17 protein-coding genes are annotated in these 20,051 nt (G+C 72.7%); 13 read left to right on the forward strand and 4 right to left on the reverse strand.

Annotated features, from left to right (window positions below; translation table 11 throughout):
- Positions 1–232 precede the first annotated feature (232 nt).
- The 3 genes from ACIQGQ_RS34380 to ACIQGQ_RS34390 all read left to right on the forward strand — a co-directional run bounded on the left by ACIQGQ_RS34380 (position 233) and on the right by ACIQGQ_RS34390 (position 3,651).
- Entirely contained in the window at positions 233–1,117 is an 885-nt protein-coding gene (locus tag ACIQGQ_RS34380; protein WP_402403699.1) for an aminoglycoside phosphotransferase family protein, read from the forward strand.
- 680 nt (positions 1,118–1,797) lie between these two features.
- Positions 1,798–2,982, forward strand: a complete 1,185-nt coding sequence (locus ACIQGQ_RS34385) for a cytochrome P450 (RefSeq protein ID WP_402403702.1) — start codon at positions 1,798–1,800, stop codon at positions 2,980–2,982.
- Positions 2,983–3,102: 120 nt separating this feature from the next.
- Positions 3,103–3,651 (forward strand): hypothetical protein, encoded by a 549-nt coding sequence (locus ACIQGQ_RS34390; protein WP_402403705.1) that lies wholly within the window; start codon positions 3,103–3,105, stop codon positions 3,649–3,651.
- A gap of 185 nt (positions 3,652–3,836) precedes the next feature.
- Here the strand turns inward: ACIQGQ_RS34390 and ACIQGQ_RS34395 are convergent, their stop codons facing one another.
- The gene (locus ACIQGQ_RS34395) at positions 3,837–4,424 is read right to left on the reverse strand and encodes an SMI1/KNR4 family protein (protein ID WP_402403708.1); all 588 of its coding nucleotides are present in this window, start codon (positions 4,422–4,424) and stop codon (positions 3,837–3,839) included.
- A 400-nt stretch (positions 4,425–4,824) separates the two neighbouring features.
- On the opposite strand from ACIQGQ_RS34395, the gene ACIQGQ_RS34400 reads away from it, so the two are divergent.
- The 3 genes from ACIQGQ_RS34400 to ACIQGQ_RS34410 all read left to right on the forward strand — a co-directional run bounded on the left by ACIQGQ_RS34400 (position 4,825) and on the right by ACIQGQ_RS34410 (position 7,089).
- Positions 4,825–5,397 (forward strand): carbonic anhydrase, encoded by a 573-nt coding sequence (locus ACIQGQ_RS34400; protein WP_402403711.1) that lies wholly within the window; start codon positions 4,825–4,827, stop codon positions 5,395–5,397.
- 164 nt (positions 5,398–5,561) lie between these two features.
- Positions 5,562–5,999, forward strand: a complete 438-nt coding sequence (locus ACIQGQ_RS34405) for a hypothetical protein (protein WP_402403714.1) — start codon at positions 5,562–5,564, stop codon at positions 5,997–5,999.
- A 184-nt stretch (positions 6,000–6,183) separates the two neighbouring features.
- Complete coding sequence (locus ACIQGQ_RS34410) at positions 6,184–7,089, forward strand: hypothetical protein (RefSeq protein WP_402403716.1); 906 nt, start codon at positions 6,184–6,186, stop codon at positions 7,087–7,089.
- On the opposite strand, the gene ACIQGQ_RS34415 is transcribed toward ACIQGQ_RS34410, so the two are convergent.
- Complete coding sequence (locus ACIQGQ_RS34415; RefSeq protein ID WP_402403719.1) at positions 7,077–7,727, reverse strand: helix-turn-helix domain-containing protein; 651 nt, start codon at positions 7,725–7,727, stop codon at positions 7,077–7,079. The two genes, ACIQGQ_RS34410 and ACIQGQ_RS34415, sit on opposite strands and share 13 nt — an antisense overlap.
- Before the next feature lie 145 nt (positions 7,728–7,872).
- Here ACIQGQ_RS34415 and ACIQGQ_RS34420 point away from each other — a divergent pair, with 145 nt between their 5' ends.
- Complete coding sequence (locus tag ACIQGQ_RS34420) at positions 7,873–8,859, forward strand: alpha/beta fold hydrolase (RefSeq protein WP_402403721.1); 987 nt, start codon at positions 7,873–7,875, stop codon at positions 8,857–8,859.
- 60 nt (positions 8,860–8,919) lie between these two features.
- Here the strand turns inward: ACIQGQ_RS34420 and ACIQGQ_RS34425 are convergent, their stop codons facing one another.
- A complete protein-coding gene (locus ACIQGQ_RS34425; RefSeq protein ID WP_402403724.1) occupies positions 8,920–10,104 on the reverse strand; it encodes an alpha/beta hydrolase family protein in 1,185 nt (394 codons plus the stop codon).
- A gap of 349 nt (positions 10,105–10,453) precedes the next feature.
- The gene (locus ACIQGQ_RS34430) at positions 10,454–11,626 is read right to left on the reverse strand and encodes a hypothetical protein (RefSeq protein WP_402403727.1); all 1,173 of its coding nucleotides are present in this window, start codon (positions 11,624–11,626) and stop codon (positions 10,454–10,456) included.
- 239 nt (positions 11,627–11,865) lie between these two features.
- On the opposite strand from ACIQGQ_RS34430, the gene ACIQGQ_RS34435 reads away from it, so the two are divergent.
- The 6 genes from ACIQGQ_RS34435 (at position 11,866) to ACIQGQ_RS34460 (ending at position 20,044) form a co-directional block, all read left to right on the forward strand.
- Complete coding sequence (locus ACIQGQ_RS34435) at positions 11,866–12,534, forward strand: methyltransferase domain-containing protein (protein ID WP_402403730.1); 669 nt, start codon at positions 11,866–11,868, stop codon at positions 12,532–12,534.
- 335 nt (positions 12,535–12,869) lie between these two features.
- The gene (locus ACIQGQ_RS34440) at positions 12,870–14,471 is read left to right on the forward strand and encodes an ABC transporter substrate-binding protein (RefSeq protein WP_402403733.1); all 1,602 of its coding nucleotides are present in this window, start codon (positions 12,870–12,872) and stop codon (positions 14,469–14,471) included.
- On the forward strand, positions 14,471–15,457 hold the full coding sequence (locus tag ACIQGQ_RS34445; protein WP_402403736.1) for an ABC transporter permease: 987 nt from the start codon (positions 14,471–14,473) through the stop codon (positions 15,455–15,457). The genes ACIQGQ_RS34440 and ACIQGQ_RS34445 overlap by 1 nt, the downstream gene beginning before the upstream one ends.
- Positions 15,458–15,459: 2 nt before the next feature.
- Positions 15,460–17,355 (forward strand): dipeptide/oligopeptide/nickel ABC transporter permease/ATP-binding protein, encoded by a 1,896-nt coding sequence (locus tag ACIQGQ_RS34450; protein WP_402403738.1) that lies wholly within the window; start codon positions 15,460–15,462, stop codon positions 17,353–17,355.
- Positions 17,352–18,125 carry an ABC transporter ATP-binding protein gene (locus tag ACIQGQ_RS34455; protein WP_402403741.1) on the forward strand — a complete coding sequence of 258 codons (774 nt, stop codon included), beginning with the start codon at positions 17,352–17,354 and terminating at the stop codon, positions 18,123–18,125. Before ACIQGQ_RS34450 ends, ACIQGQ_RS34455 begins: the two co-directional genes overlap by 4 nt.
- Positions 18,122–20,044 (forward strand): S9 family peptidase, encoded by a 1,923-nt coding sequence (locus tag ACIQGQ_RS34460; protein WP_402403744.1) that lies wholly within the window; start codon positions 18,122–18,124, stop codon positions 20,042–20,044. The genes ACIQGQ_RS34455 and ACIQGQ_RS34460 overlap by 4 nt, the downstream gene beginning before the upstream one ends.
- Positions 20,045–20,051 lie beyond the last annotated feature (7 nt).

A 20,051-nucleotide genomic window follows, 5' to 3' on the forward strand; every position in this document is an offset into this window, starting at 1 on the left:
CCGGCCCCGGGCGGCTCTCCCCCTCGCCGGCCGCGCACCGGCCGGCGGGGCAGGGAGTCGCGCGATCGGCCGCCACCCGGCGGACGCGCGATCGGAGCGTGATGGGGCGGCGCGTGTTCTCCGTCGACCCGGCCCTTGTGCCCGCGGTGGTCCCGGAGTCATCACAGCGAGACGTTCCGGAATCCGGGGCGCGAGAGCCGCTCGGCCGACCGGCTCAGTAGGGTGGCTTCGCATGACCGGCACCGAGATCGACGTCACCGCGGACCTGGTTCGCGAGCTGCTGCGGGAGCAGCATCCAGACCTTGCGGGGCTGACCGTCCGGGAGGTGGCGGGCGGCTGGGGCAACCAGATGCGGCGTCTCGGGGATGAGCTGGCCGTGCGCATGCAGCGCATGGATCCCACTCCGGAACTGCAACTGAAGGAACGGCGGTGGCTACCGGTACTGGCCCCGCGCCTGCCGCTCCCGGTGCGGTTCGGTGCCCCGTCCGAGCGCTTCCCCAGGCACTGGACCGTCATGACGTGGGTTCCCGGCGAGCCGCTGGACCACGCCTCGATCAGCCAGGGCGCCCACGCTGCCGACACGCTGGCGGGCTTCCTCCGGGCGCTCCACGTGGAGGCGCCCGCCGAGGCCCCGGTCTCCACAAGCTCCGGCACCCCTCCCGGAAACTGCGCGGACGCCTTCGAGGACTTCTTCCGGACCGTCGTCCCCGACGACATCGCCGCCGACGTCCGCGCCGTCTGGGACGACGCCGTCGCGGCCGACGCGTGGCAGGGCCCGCCGGTATGGGTGCACGGCGACCTCCATCCCGCGAACGTCGTCGTCTCGGACGGAACGCTCTGCGGCATCGTCGACTTCGGTGCGGTGTCCGCCGGTGATCCGGCGTGGGACCTCGCCGCCGCCTGGGTGCTGCTGCCCGCGGGTACGGCCCAGCGGTTCTTCGACGCGTACGCCCGTGCGGACGGGGCGACGGTCCGGCGCGCCCGTGGGCTGGCCGCGATGAAGAGCCTCTTCCTGATGCTCATGGGGCGGAACGGGGATCGCGGGCTTCCCGGCGGCAAGCCGCACTGGGGGCCCGCGGGCCGGGCGGCTCTCGACCGTGTGCTGAATGGGGTCTGAGGCGCGCGCCTTCGGACCGAGGCGCTCGGGGGCCACGGGGCGCGAGCGAAAACCCCTGCTCACCAGGTGTTTCACCATCGTGTCCGAGGGGGTCGCCGGGCCGGGGCCCGTGACGTGTTCGCCGGTTCGGCGAGCCGGATGTCCGGCTCGCTCGGCCGGTGCGGGACCGGGTCCTCCCTCTCCTCGGGCGCGACGGCCTGCTGGCCGCGTAAGGACCGGGTCCCGTAGCGGACGGGGCCCCGAGCACGACACCGGGGGCCTTTCCCACGGGCCGCGCGTCCGCCTCGGGGACCTCTCCCCCACGTACCGCCGAGCACGCGGGCGCGGTATGGCGATCAGCTCCACAACTCTCCATTCGTCGGTGTTCTTCTTCTCCGCTCTCCTTCTTGCGGTGGGCGACGGTTTCGGTCAAACGCTCGCATCGGCATCCGTTCGGGGCCGACTGTGTGGTGATGCGGCAGCATGTCGGCCCTTGGCGTGATGATCGTCTGCGGCGCGGGGTGGCTCGGCCGATGAACCGGTGAAGCAGCGGAAGGGTGACACCCAGGGCCGGGGCGAGAGCGTCCTGACGACCGGCGACAAGTTCCAGCATGACCTGATCAGGGTGTCGTCGTTTGCCTGATGTGAGGTGAGCCCGGCTGTTCCGGGCCGTCGTTGCAGCAGGAACCAGGAGAGACACCGTGCCCGTTTCCCGTACCGTCCCCCTGCACCGGGTGGAGTTCCCGACACCCGGGCCGCCCCGGCACATCGAACTGCCGAACGGCGCGCCCGTCTGGCTCGTCACCCGGTACGACGACGTGCACCAGGTCCTCACCGATCCCCGTTTCGGGCGCTCACCGGTCCATGAGCCCGGCACACCGTCCGTCGTGGACAGCCCCAGCCTGCTGGACAGCCGCGAAGCCATCGGCCAGCAGGACGGCGACGCGCACCTGCGCCTGCGGCGTGCGGTGGGCCGGGCCTTCACCCCGCGCTCGGTCGAACACATGCGACCGTGGGTGGCCGAGGTCGTCGACCAACTGCTCGACGGACTCACCAAGCAGGGGCCGCCCGCCGACCTCGTCACCGACTTCGCACTGCCCCTGCCCTGCATGGTGATCCACCGGCTGCTGGCCGTGGAAGGCGTTCCCACCGAGCGCCTGCTCCACTGGGCCGAGTACGCCTTCGCCGGACCCGCCGTGACACAGGAAGCGGGCGACCGCGCCCGGGACGAACTGACCGGATTCGCCGCCGCGTTGATCACCGAACGGCGCGGCGCGCCCGGCGACGACGTGGTCAGCTGCGTCGTCCGGGCGGCCGACGGCGAGGGGGGCATCCCCGAGGCCGCGCTGGTCAATCTGATCGCCACCATGGTCGTCGGCGGTCACGACACCACCATGACCATGCTCAGCAACGCCCTGCTCTATCTGCTGACCGAACAGCCCGCGGCCTGGGCCCGGCTGGCCGTCGACGAGCAGTCCGCCGAGGTCCTGACCGAACGCCTGCTCCACCTGATTCCCCTCAACGACCACGAGGAACGCCCCGGCCGTCTCCTCGCCGCCACCGAGGACGTCCGGCTCGGCGACGTGACGATCCGCGCCGGTGACCTCGTCACGACCGACCGGATCGCCGCCAACCGCGACCCGGCGGCCTTTCCGAGCAGCCCACACGACGATCTGTTCACCCCCTTGCCGAAGCCCTCGCTCGTCTTCGGCGCGGGCCGGCACTACTGCCTGGGAACCTGGCTCGCCCGGGCCGAACTCCAGCTCGCCCTCCACCGCCTCGCCCACCGCCTCCCCGCCCTGCGCCTCGCCGTCACCACCGACGCCGTCGTGTGGCGGCGCGGCACCATCAGCCGCAGCCCTCTCCATCTGCCCGCGGTCTGGTGAGGACGGCCGCTCCCGGAGAACCCCGGGCCTTCGCGGCCTTCGTCCGCACCGGGCGGTGCCCCGGTGCGGACGAAGGCCGCGAAGGTCAGGGACGCCGATCGGTGCTCCTAGACTCCGACGGTGATCGAGATCCTCGAAGACCTGGACCTGCTGTACCGGCCCAGCCTCGACCTCTCCGACGTAGAGGTGAACGGCATCGCCCTCGGGGCTCCGGCCTCCGCTGTTCCACGGCGGCGCATTGCGGGCGGCGTGTCCTCCGTCGTCGTCCGATACCGCCGTGTGACCGATGCCGAGGCCGAGTACCACGCCGCCGATGAACGGAGGCTGACGCTGGACGAGGTCATCGACGACGTCGTCCGGTCGGACGGATTCCTCTACGGCACCGACCAGATCAACTACAAGGTGCGCGCCGGAGCGGTGGTCGGCTTCGCGATCAGCGGCCCGCACCTGGCCCACTTCGCGCACCTGACCTCGTACGAGGAATTCCTGACGGTGTTCGGCCGACCTGACCGCATGCACGAGAAGGAGGCGTACGGCGACCTCATGAGCTACGAGACGTACTACTGGGGCGCTCGGAAGCACGTGACGTGGGACGTCTGGGAGAACCGGGTGAGCTTTGTCAACCTGGGCGACTTCGAGGGGAACAGCGGGGACGTGGCCACGATCTGACGCACTGTCGGATCGCCCCGAAGGCGAAGGGGTCTCCGTCATCCGTTTCGGCCGACATCTGTGGAGCGGACGGAGAACCCGGAACGGGGCGACCGACCAGGGGCCGGGGTTTCCGCGTTCCCGGAGGGTGAGTTGTGTACGCACTCCATCCGGTCCGGGTCGCCCCACCTCCTCGTCCCCTCGGGCTACATGTCCGCGAACCAGGAGTGCCCCTGGGCCCAGTGGGTCGCCCATCCGGTGAAACCTGGTGTGCCCGGCATCGGGGACGCGCCTGGCCGGGTACCGAAAGGCATCGCGCCGTTCTCGTCGATCAGCCAGACATGACCGCGCTGGGGCCCCGTGACGATCAGGTGCCAGTACATGCCGCAGCCGTCTGTGCCCAGGAGCAGTGAGCCGTGGTCGAACACGGGGCCCATGCGGTCCTCCAACTCCCGCTCCGACACGTTCTCCTCGTCCTGCCCCTCCCACAGCCACGCCTCCGTGAGCGGAAACGGCTTGGCGAGCAGGCGCTCGGGGCGCTTCGAACCCCAGTCCGGTGGCGTCTGCGCGAGAGGGAGCAGACCGCAGTAAGGCGGTCCCGCGCGCAGTCCGTCGCAGATCTCGGCCGTGAACGTGCGGTACGGCTCCGGAAGCACGATGCCGTGCTCCCGCTCGAAGGACCGCACCGAATCCCAACCGGCCGGCGGTACCGCCTCGGGGCGGGACGCGAAAATCTCGCGGAGGGCGGCCGACTCGGCCGGATCGCAGGTTTCCGTGTTCATGTCGGCCATCATCCAAGATCCGAAGGAGACGGCCCGGTCCGGGTCGGTCCGATGCGGTCCTCCCGCGGCCGAACGGTGCTCGGCATCGGAGGTTCCCGCCGCCGCCCGGGCCGGTTTCCGTGGGCTGTCCGGAGCAATCCGGCCCGTGCCCGCTCGTGCCTGCCGCGACGGCACCCACCCCCGCTCGACCATGGGCCCGGTCGACGCGTAGTGACGTGTCCGAGCGGCTTCGAGGGGAAACCGGCCGATGAACAGAACCGGACGTCCGGAACGCAGATCGCTGCTTGCCGGCGGATTCGCGGGCGCCGTGGTCGCGCTCGCGGGGTGCTCCTCGACGAGGGCCGCCCCGTCTGCGGCCGGCGCTTCGCCGGAAGCGCGGCCCACCACGCCCGCCACGGCGTTCGCACGACTCATGGAAGGCAACAAACGCTGGGTCAGCGGAGACCTTCAGCACCCCGACCGGGATCCGGACCGGCGTCAGCTCGTGGCCCAGGAGCAGGAGCCCTTCGGATCGGTCCTCTCGTGCATCGACTCCCGGGTGCCGCCCGAACTCCTCTTCGACACCGGCCTGGGTGACCTCTACGTGATGCGCACCGGTGGGGAGGCGGTCGGCCCGGTGGTCACCGGCTCTGTCGAGTACGGGCCCATGACGAGCGGCACGCCTCTCATCGTGATCCTCGGGCACCAGCGCTGCGGCGCCGTCAAGGCTGCGTACGCGTCCCTTCGTGACGGCAAACCGCTGCCCGGCAATCTGCAGGCGATCGTGAAGGCCCTGCGGCCCGCGTACGAGCAGGCCGTCCGGGAGGGCGGCACCGATCCGGTCGAGACCATGGCCCGCGCCCAGGTCACGTTGACCGCGGCCGATCTGCGATCCAACCGGGACCTGGCCCCACTGGTGAAGAAGGGCGCCCTCGCCGTGGTGGGCGCCTACTACTCGCTCGACACCGGCAAGGTGGAGGTTCTGGCCGGCGCACCGGCCGGATGAGTCGAGCGGCCGACGCCGTCGGTTCACCCCGCCGCCGCAGAACCCTGGGCGGCGGGTCCTGCCGGTACCCGCCCCTATCGGTGCGGCCCGTCCTTCGTAAGCTGTCCGCGGGCGATCACGCGGCCCCGGGCACCGCCGCGCGGCCCGGAACAGGGAGGGCAGGCATGCGGAAAAGGCGGGGTCTCTGGCCGTTCGTCTACTTCCTGACGGGCTGTGCGTGCCTTCCGCTCGCCGTCGTGGTGGCGATGGGTGCGATCAGTTCGAGGAATGTGGCCGGTCTGCTCCCGGTCGTCGCCCTGGGCTTTCCGGGGGTGGTGCTGACGTTCCGGGCACCGGTGTTCGGCGTCCGGTACGGGCCGGCCGGACTGCGGTACTCCGGGCTGCTCAACGCGCGCTCCTACGCGTGGGCGGACATCCGGGAGATACGGGTGGCCGTCCTGTCGAGCACGGTCTACTCGTCCGACGTCCCGGAGCTGGTGCTGGCCTCCGGCGGGACGGACCAGCTGCACATGCTGTCGGGCCACAGCTTCGGGCAGGCCCGGAACAAGCGGGTCGTGCGGCTGGTCGCCGAGTTGGAGGCGGCACGCGCGGCCGCTCCCTGACTCCGGCGGAGCATCACCGGGTGTCTGGCCCGACCCGACCGCATGCGACCGCCCTGCGCTCACATCCCTCCGGCCGGGGACGGCGTCCGTGGCCGCCGCGCGGTCGGAACATGCCGCCCGAAGGCCGCCCTCCGCGGCAGCGACGAACGGCCGGCCCCAAACCGTCGCCGAGAAGGAACGCGCCATGCCCCCTCGCATCCCCACGGAACCGTTCGACGTGGAATCGCTGATACCGGAACTCGCCGGTCTCGGGCGGGAGACGACCCTGCTGTATCCGCGAAGCGGCGAACCCGGCATGTGTGCCAGCTCCATCGGCGGGCCGCTGCTGTGGCCGGCCGACGAGCCGTGGCCACTGTGCGCCGAGCCGGGGCACTGGAAGCCGCTGAGGTCCCCCACCGAGGTGGTCGGGCCCGAGCCGGTGGCGATGGTTCCGGTCGTGCAGCTCTACGCACGGGATGTGCCCGGGATCCCGTTCCTCCCGGGCACGGATGTGCTCCAGGTCGTGTGGTGCCCCTTGATCCACGACGACGAGGCGGGAACGGTGCTGCCGAAGGTGTACTGGCGCAGCGAGCAGGCAGTCGCGGGGGGACGGGTCCTTCCGGACCCGCCCGTGCCGTACGAGTACGACGAGGAGTTCGTGCCCCGGCCCTGCACGGTGACGCCGACACGCGTGGTGGAGTACCCGAACGGGGACCTGCCGGACAGCCTCGCCCGGACCTCGGACCAGTGGTTCGCCGCGATCGAGGAGGAGTTCGGCCTCTCGTACTACGAGATGGCCACGACCGTCCAGAGCAAGGCCGGAGGGTACCCGGGCTGGCTCCAGCAGCCCGACTGGCCGGACTGCCGGTGCGGTCGGCGCATGGACCACCTTCTCAGCATCACCGCCACGGAGCCGGTCGAAGGCCGCTGGTTCCGGTCCGTCGGGCAGGGGTCAAAGAGCCCGGAACCCGGCCGGTGGGCCACGACCGGCGGCCACCCGGGCGTCGACGCCGTCGGCCACGGGATGGACATGGGCGATCTCGGTGGCGTGTATCTCTTCGTCTGCCCCGAGTGCCCGGGCATGCCGTACGCACATCGTTACGACTGCTGAGCGCCTTCGGCGGCCCTTCCGCCACCGGTACCGCGACCGGTGGCCGGAGGGGTGCGGAGCCGTGGGCGTTCTCCCTGCGGACCGAACATGACCAGGTACTCGACCGGTCCGTCGGATCCGGCGTTCGCGACTCCGTGGGGGGTGCGGGTGTCGAACTCGACAACGTCCCCGGCCGTCAGGACGAGGTCCTGGCCGCCCAGTGCGAGCCACAGCCGCCCGTACAGGACGCACAGCCACTCGAAGCCCTCGTGGGACACCTGCCGGGGGCGTCCGGGCGGCTCCGCGGCGGCGGGCAGGACATGTTTGTGGGCGTGCAGGCCGCCGACGTACCGGGTCAGCGGCACCACCGCCTTCCCGTCGCCGGAGCCGTGCGGCGGTGTGCTGCGGGGCCCGGCCGCAGGGGCGGGGGCGGGCGCGGTGCCGGCCAGTTCGTCCAGGGCGGCTCCGTACTCCTCCGCGAGCAGGAGCACCACCTCCAGGGTGGGCTTGCGCCGACCGGTCTCGATCCGCGACAACGTGCTGGGCGAGATGCCCGTCGCGCGGCCGACATCGGCGAGGGTGACGCCACGGCGCTCGCGCACCGCCCTCAGCCGGGGCCCCATCTCCGCCAGTGTCCGGGACACGCTGTCGCCCGCCATCGCTCCACCGGTTCTTCCCGCCGTGCCCGTGCACCGCTCTGTCCTGCAAGCTTGCCAGAATGGCAACGCCGATCGCGTCGAGCGGCCGCCGCGTCGCATGATCGACGGGTACCTGCCGGACACCGGTGAACCGAGGAGATGTCCCATGAAGTCCGAGCCGACCACCCCACTTCGCCACCGCACCGTCGAGGCCCCCGCCGGGCGCCTGCATCTGGTTGAGCAGGGCACCGGCCCGCTGGTCCTGCTCGTGCACGGCTTCCCGGAGTCCTGGTACTCCTGGCGCCGCCAGCTCCCGGCCCTCGCCGCGGCCGGGTACCGGGCGGTGGCCATCGACGTACGCGGCTACGGCCGCTCCTCCAGGCCCGCCGCGACCGACGCCTACCGCATGGTCGACCTGGTCGAGGACAACGTCGCCGTCGTGCGCGCCCTCGGCGAGGAGAGCGCGGTGGTCGTCGGCCACGACTGGGGGGCCAATATCGCCGCCGCCTCCGCGCTGGTCCACCCCGGGGTCTTCCGTGCGGTCGGCCTGCTGAGCGTCCCGTACGCACCGCCCGGCGGCCCCCGCCCCTCCGACGTGTTCGGCCGGATCGGCGGCCCCGACCAGGAGTTCTACGTCTCCTACTTCCAGGAGCCCGGCCGCGCCGAGGCCGAGATCGAGCCCGATGTCCGGGGCTGGCTCGCGGGTTTCTACGCGGCCCTGTCCGGCGACACCATGCCGGCCGAGGGCGAGCCCGACCCGCACTTCGTCGCCACCGGCCGCCGGCTGCGCGACCGGTTCCCCGACGGCCCGCCGCCGGCCTGGCTGAGCGAGGCGGACCTCGACTTCTACGCCGGGGAGTTCGAGCGCACCGGCCTGACCGGCGCCCTCAACCGCTACCGCAACATGGACCGCGACTGGGAGGACCTCGCGCCGTACCGCGGGGCCCCGATCGAGCAGCCCGCCCTGTTCGTCGGCGGCGCGCTGGACGCCTCCACCGCCTGGATGGCCGACGCCATCGACGCCTACCCCACCACCCTCCCCGCCCTGTCCTCCTCCCATGTCCTGGACGGCTGCGGCCACTGGATCCAGCAGGAACGCCCAGACGAGGTCAACGGCCTGCTGACCGACTGGCTCGCCACGATGCGGGGCTGAACCGGACGGGCCCCCGCCCGGCGTGCCGGGCGGGGCGGGGGCTTGCGCGGTGTGCAGCCGTCAGGACCGCGGGGAGGGGTTCCGCGCGTCGCGGTGCTGGAGGGTGACCTCGGGCCGGGTCCTGCCGGGGTGGTCGAGGAGCGCCTGGTGCCTGCCGTGCAGATGCTGGTCGAAGAAGGCACCGACGTAGTCGCGGGTGATTTCCGCCGCGCGCTCGCCGGGCAGCCCCTCGGGGTCGTCCGCGCCCAGCTGTCCGGCCAGGGAGACCAGGTCGGTGAAGGACATGTGCTCGGCCCCGGTGAGCGTGGCCCAGCGCTTCCAGCCCTTGAGCTGCTTCCAGGCGGTGTCCCAGGTCGTGTCGACACCGGGGCTGTGGTCGTCCTTGGTGCCCAGCATCATGAAGGGGCGCCCCGAAAGGCCGGAGGTCTTCCCCGCGTTGATGAACGGGCCGTCCATGTTGACTCCGGCCCGCACACGTGAGTCCTTCTCCATCGTGGCGCCGGTACTGGCACCGCCCAGGGAGTGTCCGGCCATCCCGACCTTCCTCTTGTCGACCATGCCGGCGTGCTTCCAGGGCGAGGTGCGCGACAGGAGCCGGTCCAGGGTGTAGGACAGGTCCTTGGCCCGGCCCTCGGCGGCGGGCTGGAACGTGGTGGGCCCGACCTTTCCGCACGCCGCGCACGGCAGGATGCCCTTGCCGGGGAAGGAGACTCCGGCCGCCTCGTAGGCGTGGTCCACGACGGCGACGACGTTGCCCCGGCTGGTGAGGTCCTCGGCCAGCCCGGTGAGCGTGGCGCCCGGGGTCTTGAAGCCGGGCGAGAGTACGACCAGCGGGAATTTTCCTGTCGCGGGCCTGGCGCCGACGCGGGTGTGGGTCTTCGTGCCGGCGATCGTCTTCGCGGGGACCTCCAGTTCCATTTCGTCCAGGAAGGCCTGGGCTCCCTCGGTGCTCATGTACGGGGCCGTCCTTCCGGTTCCCTCGCGTGCCGGGTAATACATCGACACCATCAGTTCCCGGTTGCCCGCCTTGGGCACCCACGGGTCACGGCGGGTCTTGTCGACGAGGTGGAGCGAGTCGCGGCCCACGGCGTAGGGGCCCGTCGGGTCCGCCAGCGCGAGCCCGTCCGCCCGGTTCTCCGCCGTGCCGGCGGTCGCCGACGCGGCCAGGGTCGTGGCGGCGGAATCCTGCGATCCGCCGCCGCTCAGTGCGGCCGCTCCCGCTGCGACGGCTCCGGCCAGAAGCATCGAAACCGCTCCTCGGCTGCGTACGGACATTTACCTCACCTTTTCCCATGACGTCGATTCATGACCTCTGAGAAGAACGTAAGAAATTCGATCCGGAGAGGAATCACACCCCGGAGCCAATTCCTCCGGTAGCTCTGAAGAGCCAGACGGCGGAACCGGGGGCCCCGTGTTCCACCGTCGCGGGGCCCTTTTCCGCCCCGGAGAGAAGTCTCTCCGGGCCATCGCACGCGGGCGGGCGCGCCTGCCCTTCCCGGGACGCGCGGACCCGAAGGCCGGGGCAGCCGGTCCCGGCCCCCGGAAGGGCTGGGACCGGCTGCCCCGGCCCGAGGGCCGGTACCGGACGACGCGGTCAGCGCTCGTGGAGAAGGGCGACCGCCTCGGCGAAGTCGGCGTGCGCGGATTCGAAGGACCGTGCCGCGACGAGGAACATCGACCGGTCGGTGAGGGCGCGGGCGAGGCGTGCGGGATCGCCGGACAGGCGGCGGGCGAGCGTCACCCCCTCGTCGAAGTACGGCGTGAACCGCTCCTCGAACAGGTGGGGGTGCCCGCCTTCGCGGACGGCCGCGCGGATGGTGATCCTGCGCCGGACGTCGACCAGCCCGGGCAGCCGGTCGGCCTCGAGCAGTCCCGCCGCCTCCGCTTCCAGACCCGGCAGCATGCCGAGGAAGCCGTCCCGGGCATGGGGCGACCATCCGGTGTCCGTACCGAACGGCGGCATCGGGGACTCGGGGCTCGCGGCGGGTTCGGCCGCCCTCCCCGACAGGACGAAGAGCGTCTTCCACCAACCGAGGATGCAGCTCCAGTTCTCCGGCTCGCCCTTGGTCGCGAGCTCCTCCAGGACATCCAGGGCCTCGCGCCGGGCGGCCGCGGCCCCGGCGCCGTCCCGGGCTGCCTCCCGCATCCGGGAGAAGTGGACCAGCTCCCAGGTGAGTACCGCCAGAGCGGTGCGCTGTCGGGCCACCTCGCGCCGGGTCCCCTCAAGGAGCTCGCGGAAGACCGCCGACGCGGCGTCGTGCAGCCCGGCGCCCTCCAGATTCGCCGCCCACCGGACCATGTCCCAGAAGGAGGGCTCCAGCAGTCCGCTCCGGGCGGCCTTCTCGTCGAGCTCCGCGGCCTCCCTGAAGTGCCCCTCCTCGGCCAGAACGTTCGCCAGGGGCCCGCTCCGGCCGGCCTCGGCCAGTTCTTCGCAGACCGCGCGCCCTTCCGCCCTGCGCCCGAGGGCGAGCAAGGAGGCCCGGTGGGCATCCAGGGCCCAGCGCAACCGCTCCGCCCTTCTCGGCGCCGACGCCTCCATCCTGCGCGCGGCCCGGGAGGCCTCGGCGGCCAGCGCGAGGGCCACCTCAGGATCCCAGCCCTGGCGCCGCAGCGCGAGCAGGGCGTCGACCAGCTTCGGCAGGTACGCCTTCGGACTCACCTCGGCCAGAACCCGGTACGCACCGACCAGTTCGACCTCACTCGGCCGACCGGACCCCAGCAGCAGAACACGGGCCCGAAGTACCGCGTCGTGATCGATCGTCACCATTCCCCCTGTCTCCGGATGACGTACGAGGGAGATTCTGAGAGCTGGGGAACGGACCGGACAAGCCTCGCGAACTGTGCGTTCCGTCCTACGAAAAACGGCGCTGACCTGTCATGATGGACATGCTCCCGTCCTGAATCCACGAGCGGGACCCCATCCCCGAAGCACCCGCACCGCGCGTGGCGCCCGGCGTCGACCGCTCCAGCGGGCCCAAGTCCCGTACCGCGTCCTATCGTTGGCCGATGCATCCACACTCAGTTGACCGCCCGGCCGATCTCGACGTCGTACGTGATTCCTACGACCGGGTGGCCGACAACTACGCCGACATGGTCGTGACGACGGGGATCGGCGACATCCGCCGGCATCCCTGGCACAAGGCGTCGATCGACGCCTTCGCCGACACCGTGCGCGGGCTCGGGCCTGTCCTCGATGTCGGCTGCGGACCCGGAACGGTGACCGCCTACCTCGCCGGACGCGGACTCGACGTCTCCGGGGTGGACCTCTCTCCGCGCATGATCGAGAACGCGCGCCGGCTCCATCCGGAGTGCCGCTTCTCCGTCGCCTCCGCCACCGAGCTGGACCTCGACGAGGCGTCCCTGGGCGGCGTGCTCGGGTGGTGGTCGCTGTTCAACCTTCCCCGGGACGTCCTTCCCCAGGTCCTCGCCCTGTTCGCGCGTGCGCTGAAGCCCGGCGGGCACCTCATCGTCGCCACCCACGTCGGCGACGAGGACGCGGTGCGCACCGAGGCGTACGGGGGCGTACCCGTCCGTTGGACGACACACAAGTGGCGGCCGGACCAACTCGTCGGCCTTGTCGAACAGGCCGGTCTGGAACCGGTCGCCGAACTGCGGCTTCCCCCGGAGGAGTACAGCGGGCCGGGTCTGGTCGTGATGGCCAGGCGTCCCGGCTGACGACGCGCGGTCCGCCGCCGGACCGTTCGTCCGCGGGCGGTCCGGCGGGTGTCCGGCCCTCGTCGTCGGCCCGCACGCGGTGACGCGCGTGCCGCGCGGTCGAGGGCCGGGCATGCGCACGGAGCGGGCCCCCGGGCCTCGCCGTGACCGGTGTTCCCGTGGCCGGAACTCCTCCGTTTCCGGGAACAACGATCACCGGGTCCCCGCGTCCGTCTTCGGTGCGGCGCACCATCGGGGGCCCGGTTTTTCGTGCGGCGCGACCAGTCGGAGCCGGTACGGCGCTGCCTACTGTTCCCTCACTCGGCGGCGGAGTGCCGCTCCCTCGGAGGTGGACCATGGCCGGCACCGCAGGCGCGGAGACCAGGAACGGAAGGGCCCGCGGGAGCCGGGCGGCGGCGGCGGTGGTCACGGTGCTCGGCCTCGTCGGCACCGCGACCGCGTGCGGCGGCACGTCCGCAGGCGGCGGATCGGCGGTCACGGTGGCCGTCGCCGGTGATCCCGGCAGCCTCAGCCCCACCACGGCACTGGCCAGCACCGCTCTGGCGATGAACTCCTTCGCGTACGACACCCTCGTGCATCTGGACGCCAAGGGTTCGCCGGTGCCGGGAGTGGCCGAGAAGTGGTCCGCGACGACCACCTCGGCGACGTTCACCATCCGTCCCGGGGTCACCTGCGAGGACGGTTCGGCGCTCACCGCCGAGGACGTGGCCGCCGAGTACAACCACGTCGCGGACCCGAAGAACCGGTCGCCCCTGCTCGGCCTCTCCGTCCCCGTGACCGCCGTCGCCGAGGCGGACGCGGCGGCCCGGACGGTCACCGTCACCACCACGAAGCCCGCACCGTTCATCGTGGAGATGGCCCGGCTGCTGCCGCTGGTGTGCGAGGAGAGCCTGGCGAAGCCGGCCGCGCTGGCCCGGACCACCAACGCGAGCGGCCCCTACCGGCTCGCCGAAGCGGTCCCCGGCGACCACTACACCTACGTCAAGCGGGACGGGTACCGCTGGGGGCCCGGCGGCTCCACCGGTGCGGGCCTGCCCGGCAAGGTGGTGGTCAAGGTGGTGGCCAACGAGTCGACGGCGGCCAACCTCCTGATGGCGGGCCAGATCAATGTCGCCCTCGTCAACGGCGCCGACCAGGACCGGCTGGACGCGGCCAGAGTGAAGTACCGGAGCCTGGAGGCGCTGTTCGGGCAGCTGATGTTCAACCAGGCGGCCGGCCGCCCGACCGCCGACCCCGCGGTACGCGAGGCCCTGGTCTCCGTGCTGGACCTGAAGCAGCTGGGCTCCGTCGCCACCGGTGGGAAGGGCAGAACACCGACCCGCACGGGCGAGATCTCCCCCACCCCCTGCACCGGCGACACGGTCGGCGGCAACCTCCCCGCCCACGACCCGGCGAAGGCGGCCGCCGCGCTCACCGAGGCCGGCTGGACGAAGAGCGGCGGCACCTGGACCAAGGACGGCAGGCCGCTCACCATCGGGCTCGACTACGCAACCAACCTGGGTCCGCAGGTGGCCTCGGCGGTCGAGCTGGCCGTCCAGCGGTGGACGTCCTTCGGGGTGCGGGCGACGGCGAAACCCACGGGGTCCGGCAGCATCGTCGGCGTCCTCGGCGGCGGCGACTGGGACATCGCGTGGGCACCCGTCGGAGTCACGCTTCCGGACCAGCTCACCCAGTTCTACGACGGTCCGCCACCGCCGAAGGGCAACAACTTCGGTTCCGTCGCCAACCCCGACTACCGCCGGCTCGTCGCCGAGGCGGCCGCCAAACCCGGCGCCACCGGCTGCGCCCTGTGGGACGCCGCCGAGGCCGCCCTGGTCAAGCGGGTCGACATCGCGCCGATCGTCAGCAGGGCCAACCGGTACTACGCGAAGGGCGTCACCTTCGAGGTGGACGGCAACGGCATCGTCCCGAGCACCCTGCGCCGGAGCGCCGACTGATGGCGGCGATCACCCCCGACTCCCTGGCGACGAGAATCCGCACCCCGTGGGCCGGATTCGTCCTGCGGCGCACCTGGCGGCTGCTGGTCTCGCTCGCGGCGCTGGTCACAGCCGCGTTCGCGATGATCCATCTGATCCCGGGCGACCCGGTGCGGGCGGCTCTCGGCCCCACCGCCGACCCGGCCCTGGTCCAGGCCCGCAGGCAGGCGCTGGGCCTGGACCAGCCGCTGCTGAAGCAGTACGTCGACTTCGTCGGCAACCTCCTCCAGGGCCGGCTGGGCGAGTCGATCGGCGCCCAGATGCCGGTGTCCGAGATCATCTCCAGCCGGTCCCCGGCCACCTTGCAGATCGCCGTCCCCGCGTTCGTACTGATCCTGCTGATCGCCGTGCCCGTCGGCATGACCGCCGCGGTGCTGACCAGGGACGGCCGCCGGCGGCGCGGCGAACTCGCCTTCACCGGGGTCACCGGACTCCTGGGCGCGGTGCCGGAGTTCCTGCTGGCGGTGGGCCTGGTCGCGACGTTCGCGGTGGCCTGGCCGCTCTTCCCGGTCGCCTCGCGGGGCGGTCCGGACTCCTACGTACTGCCGGTGCTGGCCCTGACCGTCGTACCGGCGGCCTCGCTGTCGCGCATCGTCCGCGTGGAGACGCTGCGGGTGCTCGGCGAGGACTACATGCGGACCGCGCGGGCGAAGCGGCTCCCGGCCCGGCTGCGCTATCTGCGGCACGCGCTGCCCAACCTGCTGACCTCCTCGCTCACCCTGGGCGGTCTGCTCCTCAGCTCGCTGCTCGCCGGGACCGTTCTGGTCGAGAACGTCTTCGCCTGGCCCGGCCTCGGCACCACGATCGTCCAGGCGATCACCGAGAAGGACTATCCGCTGGTCCAGGGCGTGGTGCTGGTCTACGGGGCGGCCGCGCTGCTGATCACCTTCGTCGTCGACATGGCCGTGGCCGTCGCCGACCCCCAGTCCACCGTCCGCGGGAGTTGACGATGCCCCATCCCCACTACGACAGCTCACTGCGGCACCGGCTCGGGCGCACCCTGCGGACGCCGCTCGGCGTCACCGCGCTCACCGCCTGCCTGCTGGTCGCGCTGGTCGCCGTTCTCGGTCCCGCACTGCTCGGCGACCGGGCGGCGCAGATCGACACGGACGCGATCAACCAGGGCAGCAGCGCCGCTCATCTGCTGGGTACGGACCAGCTCGGCCGGGACATCGCCGCCCGCGTGGTGGTGGCGACCCGGCCGACCCTGCGGCTCACCCTGCTGGCCGCCGTGATCGGCGTCGGTGGCGGGCTGCTCCTCGGTGTCGCCCCGGCGGTCGTGGGACGGCGCCCCGGCCGGCTGATCACCGCGGTCGTCGGCGTGCTGGTGGCCTTTCCCGGCCTGCTGTTCCTGCTCTTCCTCGCCACGATCTTCGGGGTGGGCACCACCGGAGCGGTGTTCGCCGTGGGGCTGGCCATGGTCCCGCCCATGGCGCGGCTGGTACAGAACCTGACGGCGTCGGTCGCGGGCTCCGACTACGTGGCGGCGGCCCGGATCCTCGGTGTGGGCCGGTTCAGGATGGTGGTGCGTCATCTGCTGCCCAACATCGCCGAGCCGTCGGTGCTGTTCGCCACCCAGGCGACCGGGGGCATCCTGGTCGCCTTCTCGGGCCTGTCCTTCCTCGGGCTCGGTGTGCAGCCGCCGCAGTACGACTGGGGGCGGCTGCTCAACGAACAGCTGAACCGCGTCTTCGTGAACCCGGCGGCCGCTCTGGCGCCCGGCGCCGCCGTCGTCCTGACGGGGCTGATGTTCGGCCTGGTCGGCGAGGTGCTCGCACAGGCCGGTGGCCGACGGGCACCACGCGCGGCGGAACCGGGCCCGCCGCGGCCGTCACCGGCTGCCGGGGAAACCGCGGCCACCGACGACGGGGCCCTGGTCCGGGCGCGCGGTCTGCGCGTGACGTTCCCCGGCGGGCGGCAGGCCGTACGCGGGATCTCGCTGGACATCGACGCGGGCGAGGCCGTCGGCCTGGTCGGCGAGTCGGGATCCGGCAAGAGCCTGAGCGCGCTGGCGCTCGCGGACCTGGTTCCCCACCCGGGCCGGGTCTCGGCCGACACCCTCCGCTTCGACGGCGCCGACCTGCGGGCGGATCCGCGGCTCGGCACCGGACTGGCCATGGTCTTCCAGGACCCGATGGCCTCGCTGAACCCCGCCCTCCGGGTGGGCCGTCAGCTCGCCGAGGTCGCCGAGGTGCACCTGGGTGCGAGCCGCGCCCGGGCCGCCGCGCTCGCCGTCGACCGGCTCGGTGCCGTCCGCATCGCCGCGCCGGAACGCCGCGCCCGGCAGCGGCCGCACGAGTACTCCGGCGGGATGCGGCAGCGGGCCGTCATCGCGATGGGGCTGATGGGGAGGCCGAGGCTGATCATCGCCGACGAGCCCACCACGGCCCTCGACACGGTGGTCCAGAAGCAGGTCCTCGGCCTGCTCGCCGAGGTCCGCGAGGAGTCCGGCGCCGCGCTGCTGCTGATCTCCCACGACCTCGCCGTCGTCGCCCAGGTCTGCGAACGGGTCCTGGTGATGTACGCGGGCCTGATCGTGGAGGACCTCCCGGTCGGCGAACTGCTCGGCGGCGCCGCCCACCCGTACACCCGGGCCCTGGTCGGGACGGCGCCGACCATGACCACCGACCCGGGGAAGGAGCTGGCGACCATCCCCGGCCGGCCGCCGGAACCCGGGGAGACCGGCGCCGGATGCCCGTTCGCGCCGCGCTGCGACCGCGCCCGGAACCGCTGCCACGAGGACACCCCCCGACTGACGGACCTCGGTCCGGGGCGGCGGGTCGCCTGCTGGTACCCGGTCGGGCCGGCCGCGACCACGTCACGCACGGTGGAGGCAACGTCATGAGCTCACTCGAACTGCGCGGGATCACGGTCCGCTACGGCGGCTTCACCGCCGTCGACCACGTCGACCTGCTGATACCGGAGGGCACGGTGACCGGGCTGGTGGGCGGGTCCGGGTCGGGGAAGTCGACCCTCGGCAAGGCCGTCGTGGGGCTGGCCCCGCTGCGGTCGGGACGCGTGCTCGTCGACGGGAACGACGCCTCCCGCCGGCGCGGGCGCGGCCCCGTGCAGCTGGTGTTCCAGAACCCGTACGCCTCGCTCGACCCGCGCATGACCATCGGCGCGTCCGTGGCCGAGGCGCTGTCCGGCGGGGCGGACGGGATCCGGTCGTCCCGCCGCGAATGCCGCGCCGCACGCGATGCCGAGGTGGGGCGCTGCCTGGAGCTCGTCGGCCTCGACCCCTCCCGTGCCACGCTCACCCCGGACGCCCTCTCCGGCGGCCAGCGCCAGCGCGTGGCGCTGGCCCGGGCCCTGGCCGCCCGGCCCGCCGCGCTGATCGCGGACGAGATCACCTCGGCCCTGGACGTCTCCGTACAGGGCTCGGTGCTCAATCTGCTGCGCCGCCTCCAGCGCGAACTGGGCTTCGCCATGCTCTTCGTCTCCCACAACCTCGCGGTCGTCCGCCACCTCTGCGACCAGGTCGCCGTGATGGACGGCGGACGCCTCGTCGAGTGCGGTCCCGCCGAACGGGTGCTGGCCCGTCCGGAGCATCCGACGACCCGCGAACTCATCTCCTGCGTACCCGAACTCGCCCTCTCCGAGGAGGCGTCATGACCCGACCGCTGACGATCGACGACCTGTACCGGTTCGAGATCCCCGGTGACCCCGCGCTGTCCCCCGACGGCGAACGTGTCGCGTACACCCTGACCACGCAGGACGCCGGGAACGACCGCGCGGTCCGCTCGATCTGGGAGGTACGCGGCGGGGGCGGCCCGGCCCGGCGGCTCACCCACGGCCCGGCGGACACCGCGCCGCGCTGGTCCCCGGACGGAACGCGGCTGGCGTTCCTGCGCGCGGGGCAGCTCCATCTGCTGCCCGTCGACGGGGAGGAGGCCGTGCCGCTCACCACATCCGCCGACTGCCCGGCCGGGGCGGGCGTCCCGGTCTGGAGCCCGGACGGGTCGCGCATCGCCTTCGCCGCTCCCGAGGCGCGTCGCGCGGACGGCGCGCCGGTGGTCATCGACGCCCTCGGCTGGAAGGCGGACGGGGCGGGCCTGACCGGTTCGGTCCGGACCCAGCTGTTCGTGGTGGAAGTGGCATCGGGAGAGGTCGCACAGCTCACCCACGACGACCGGCACGTCGGCCTGCCGAGCTGGTCGCCCGACGGCACCCGGCTCGCCTACCCGGCACGGACCACCCCGGACGCGGCGTCCTTCGGCCCCTCGGCCGCCCATGTCGTGGGGGTCGGGGAGAACGCGTCCGCGCCCCGCCGGGTCGGGCCCGCCGACGGTCTGGCCGGTCCGGTCTGCTGGTTCCCCGACGGGTCCGCGCTCCTCGTCGTCGGCCGCGCCTCGTTCGGCGTCGGCCACGCGGAGCTGCTGCGGCAGCCGCTGGACGGCTCCGCGCCGGTGTCGCTCAGCGCCGCGCTGGACCGCAACGTCATGGGCGGCGGTCCCGGCTACCCGGGCGCGCTCCCGCAGTTCCACGGCGACGACATCGTGTTCTGCGCCCGCGACCGGGGCGCGACACGGCTGTACCGGGTGGGTGCGGACGGGATCAGCGCCTCTCCGCTGCCCGCGGGCACCGGGGTCGGCGGCTGCTCGGTCGTGGACGGGGCGGGGCGGGCGGCGGTCGTGGTCTGCGACGCGGAGCGCTTCGGCGAGATCGTGCTGCTCGACCTGGCCGCCTGGGCCGACGGCGCGCCGGGCGGGCCGGAGCGGCTCACCGACCACATGGCGCGGTCGCTGCCGGAGGTCGCCCTCCACCCGGTCACCGAACGCGAGTTCCGCATCGCGGACGGCACGGTCGTGCACGGCATGGTCACCCGGGCCACCGGCACTCCCCCGGGCGGCCCGCTCCTGGTCGATCTGCACGGCGGCCCGCACAACGCCTGGGCCCCGCACTCCGACCCGGTCCACCTCTACCACCAGGAACTGGCCTCACGCGGCTGGACGGTCCTCACCCTCAACGTCCGCGCCAGCGACGGCTACGGCGAGGCGCACTACACCGCCGCCGTGGGCGCCTGGGGCGAGACGGACGAGCAGGACGTCCTGCAACCGGTCGCCGCCCTGGTCGACGAGGGGCTCGTCGACCGGGACCGGATCGCCCTCACCGGCTACAGCTACGGCGGCTATCTGAGCTGCTGGCTCTCCGCCCGCACCGAGCTGTTCACCGCCGTCGTCCCGGGCGGGGTCCTGGTCGATCTGAAGAGCATGGCCGGCACCTCCGAGGAAGGCCATCTGATCGCCGAACACGAGATCGGCGACCCGGTACGGATGGCGGAACTCTCGCCGCTCAGCCACGCCGACGCCGTACGCGCCCCCACCCTGATCCTGCACGGCGGCGCGGACGACACCTGCCCGGTCGGACAGGCCGAGCAGTGGTTCCACGCGCTGCGCACCCGGCGGGTACCGGCCCGGCTGGTCGTCTACCCCGGCAGTTCCCATCTCTTCCTCCTGGACGGCCGGCCCTCGCACCGGGAGGACTACTCCCGCAGGCTCGTCGACTGGGTCACCACGCACACCAACCGCTGAACGAAAC

Source organism: Streptomyces sp. NPDC092952 (assembly GCF_044754785.1).
Classification (GTDB): Bacteria; Actinomycetota; Actinomycetes; order Streptomycetales; family Streptomycetaceae; genus Streptomyces.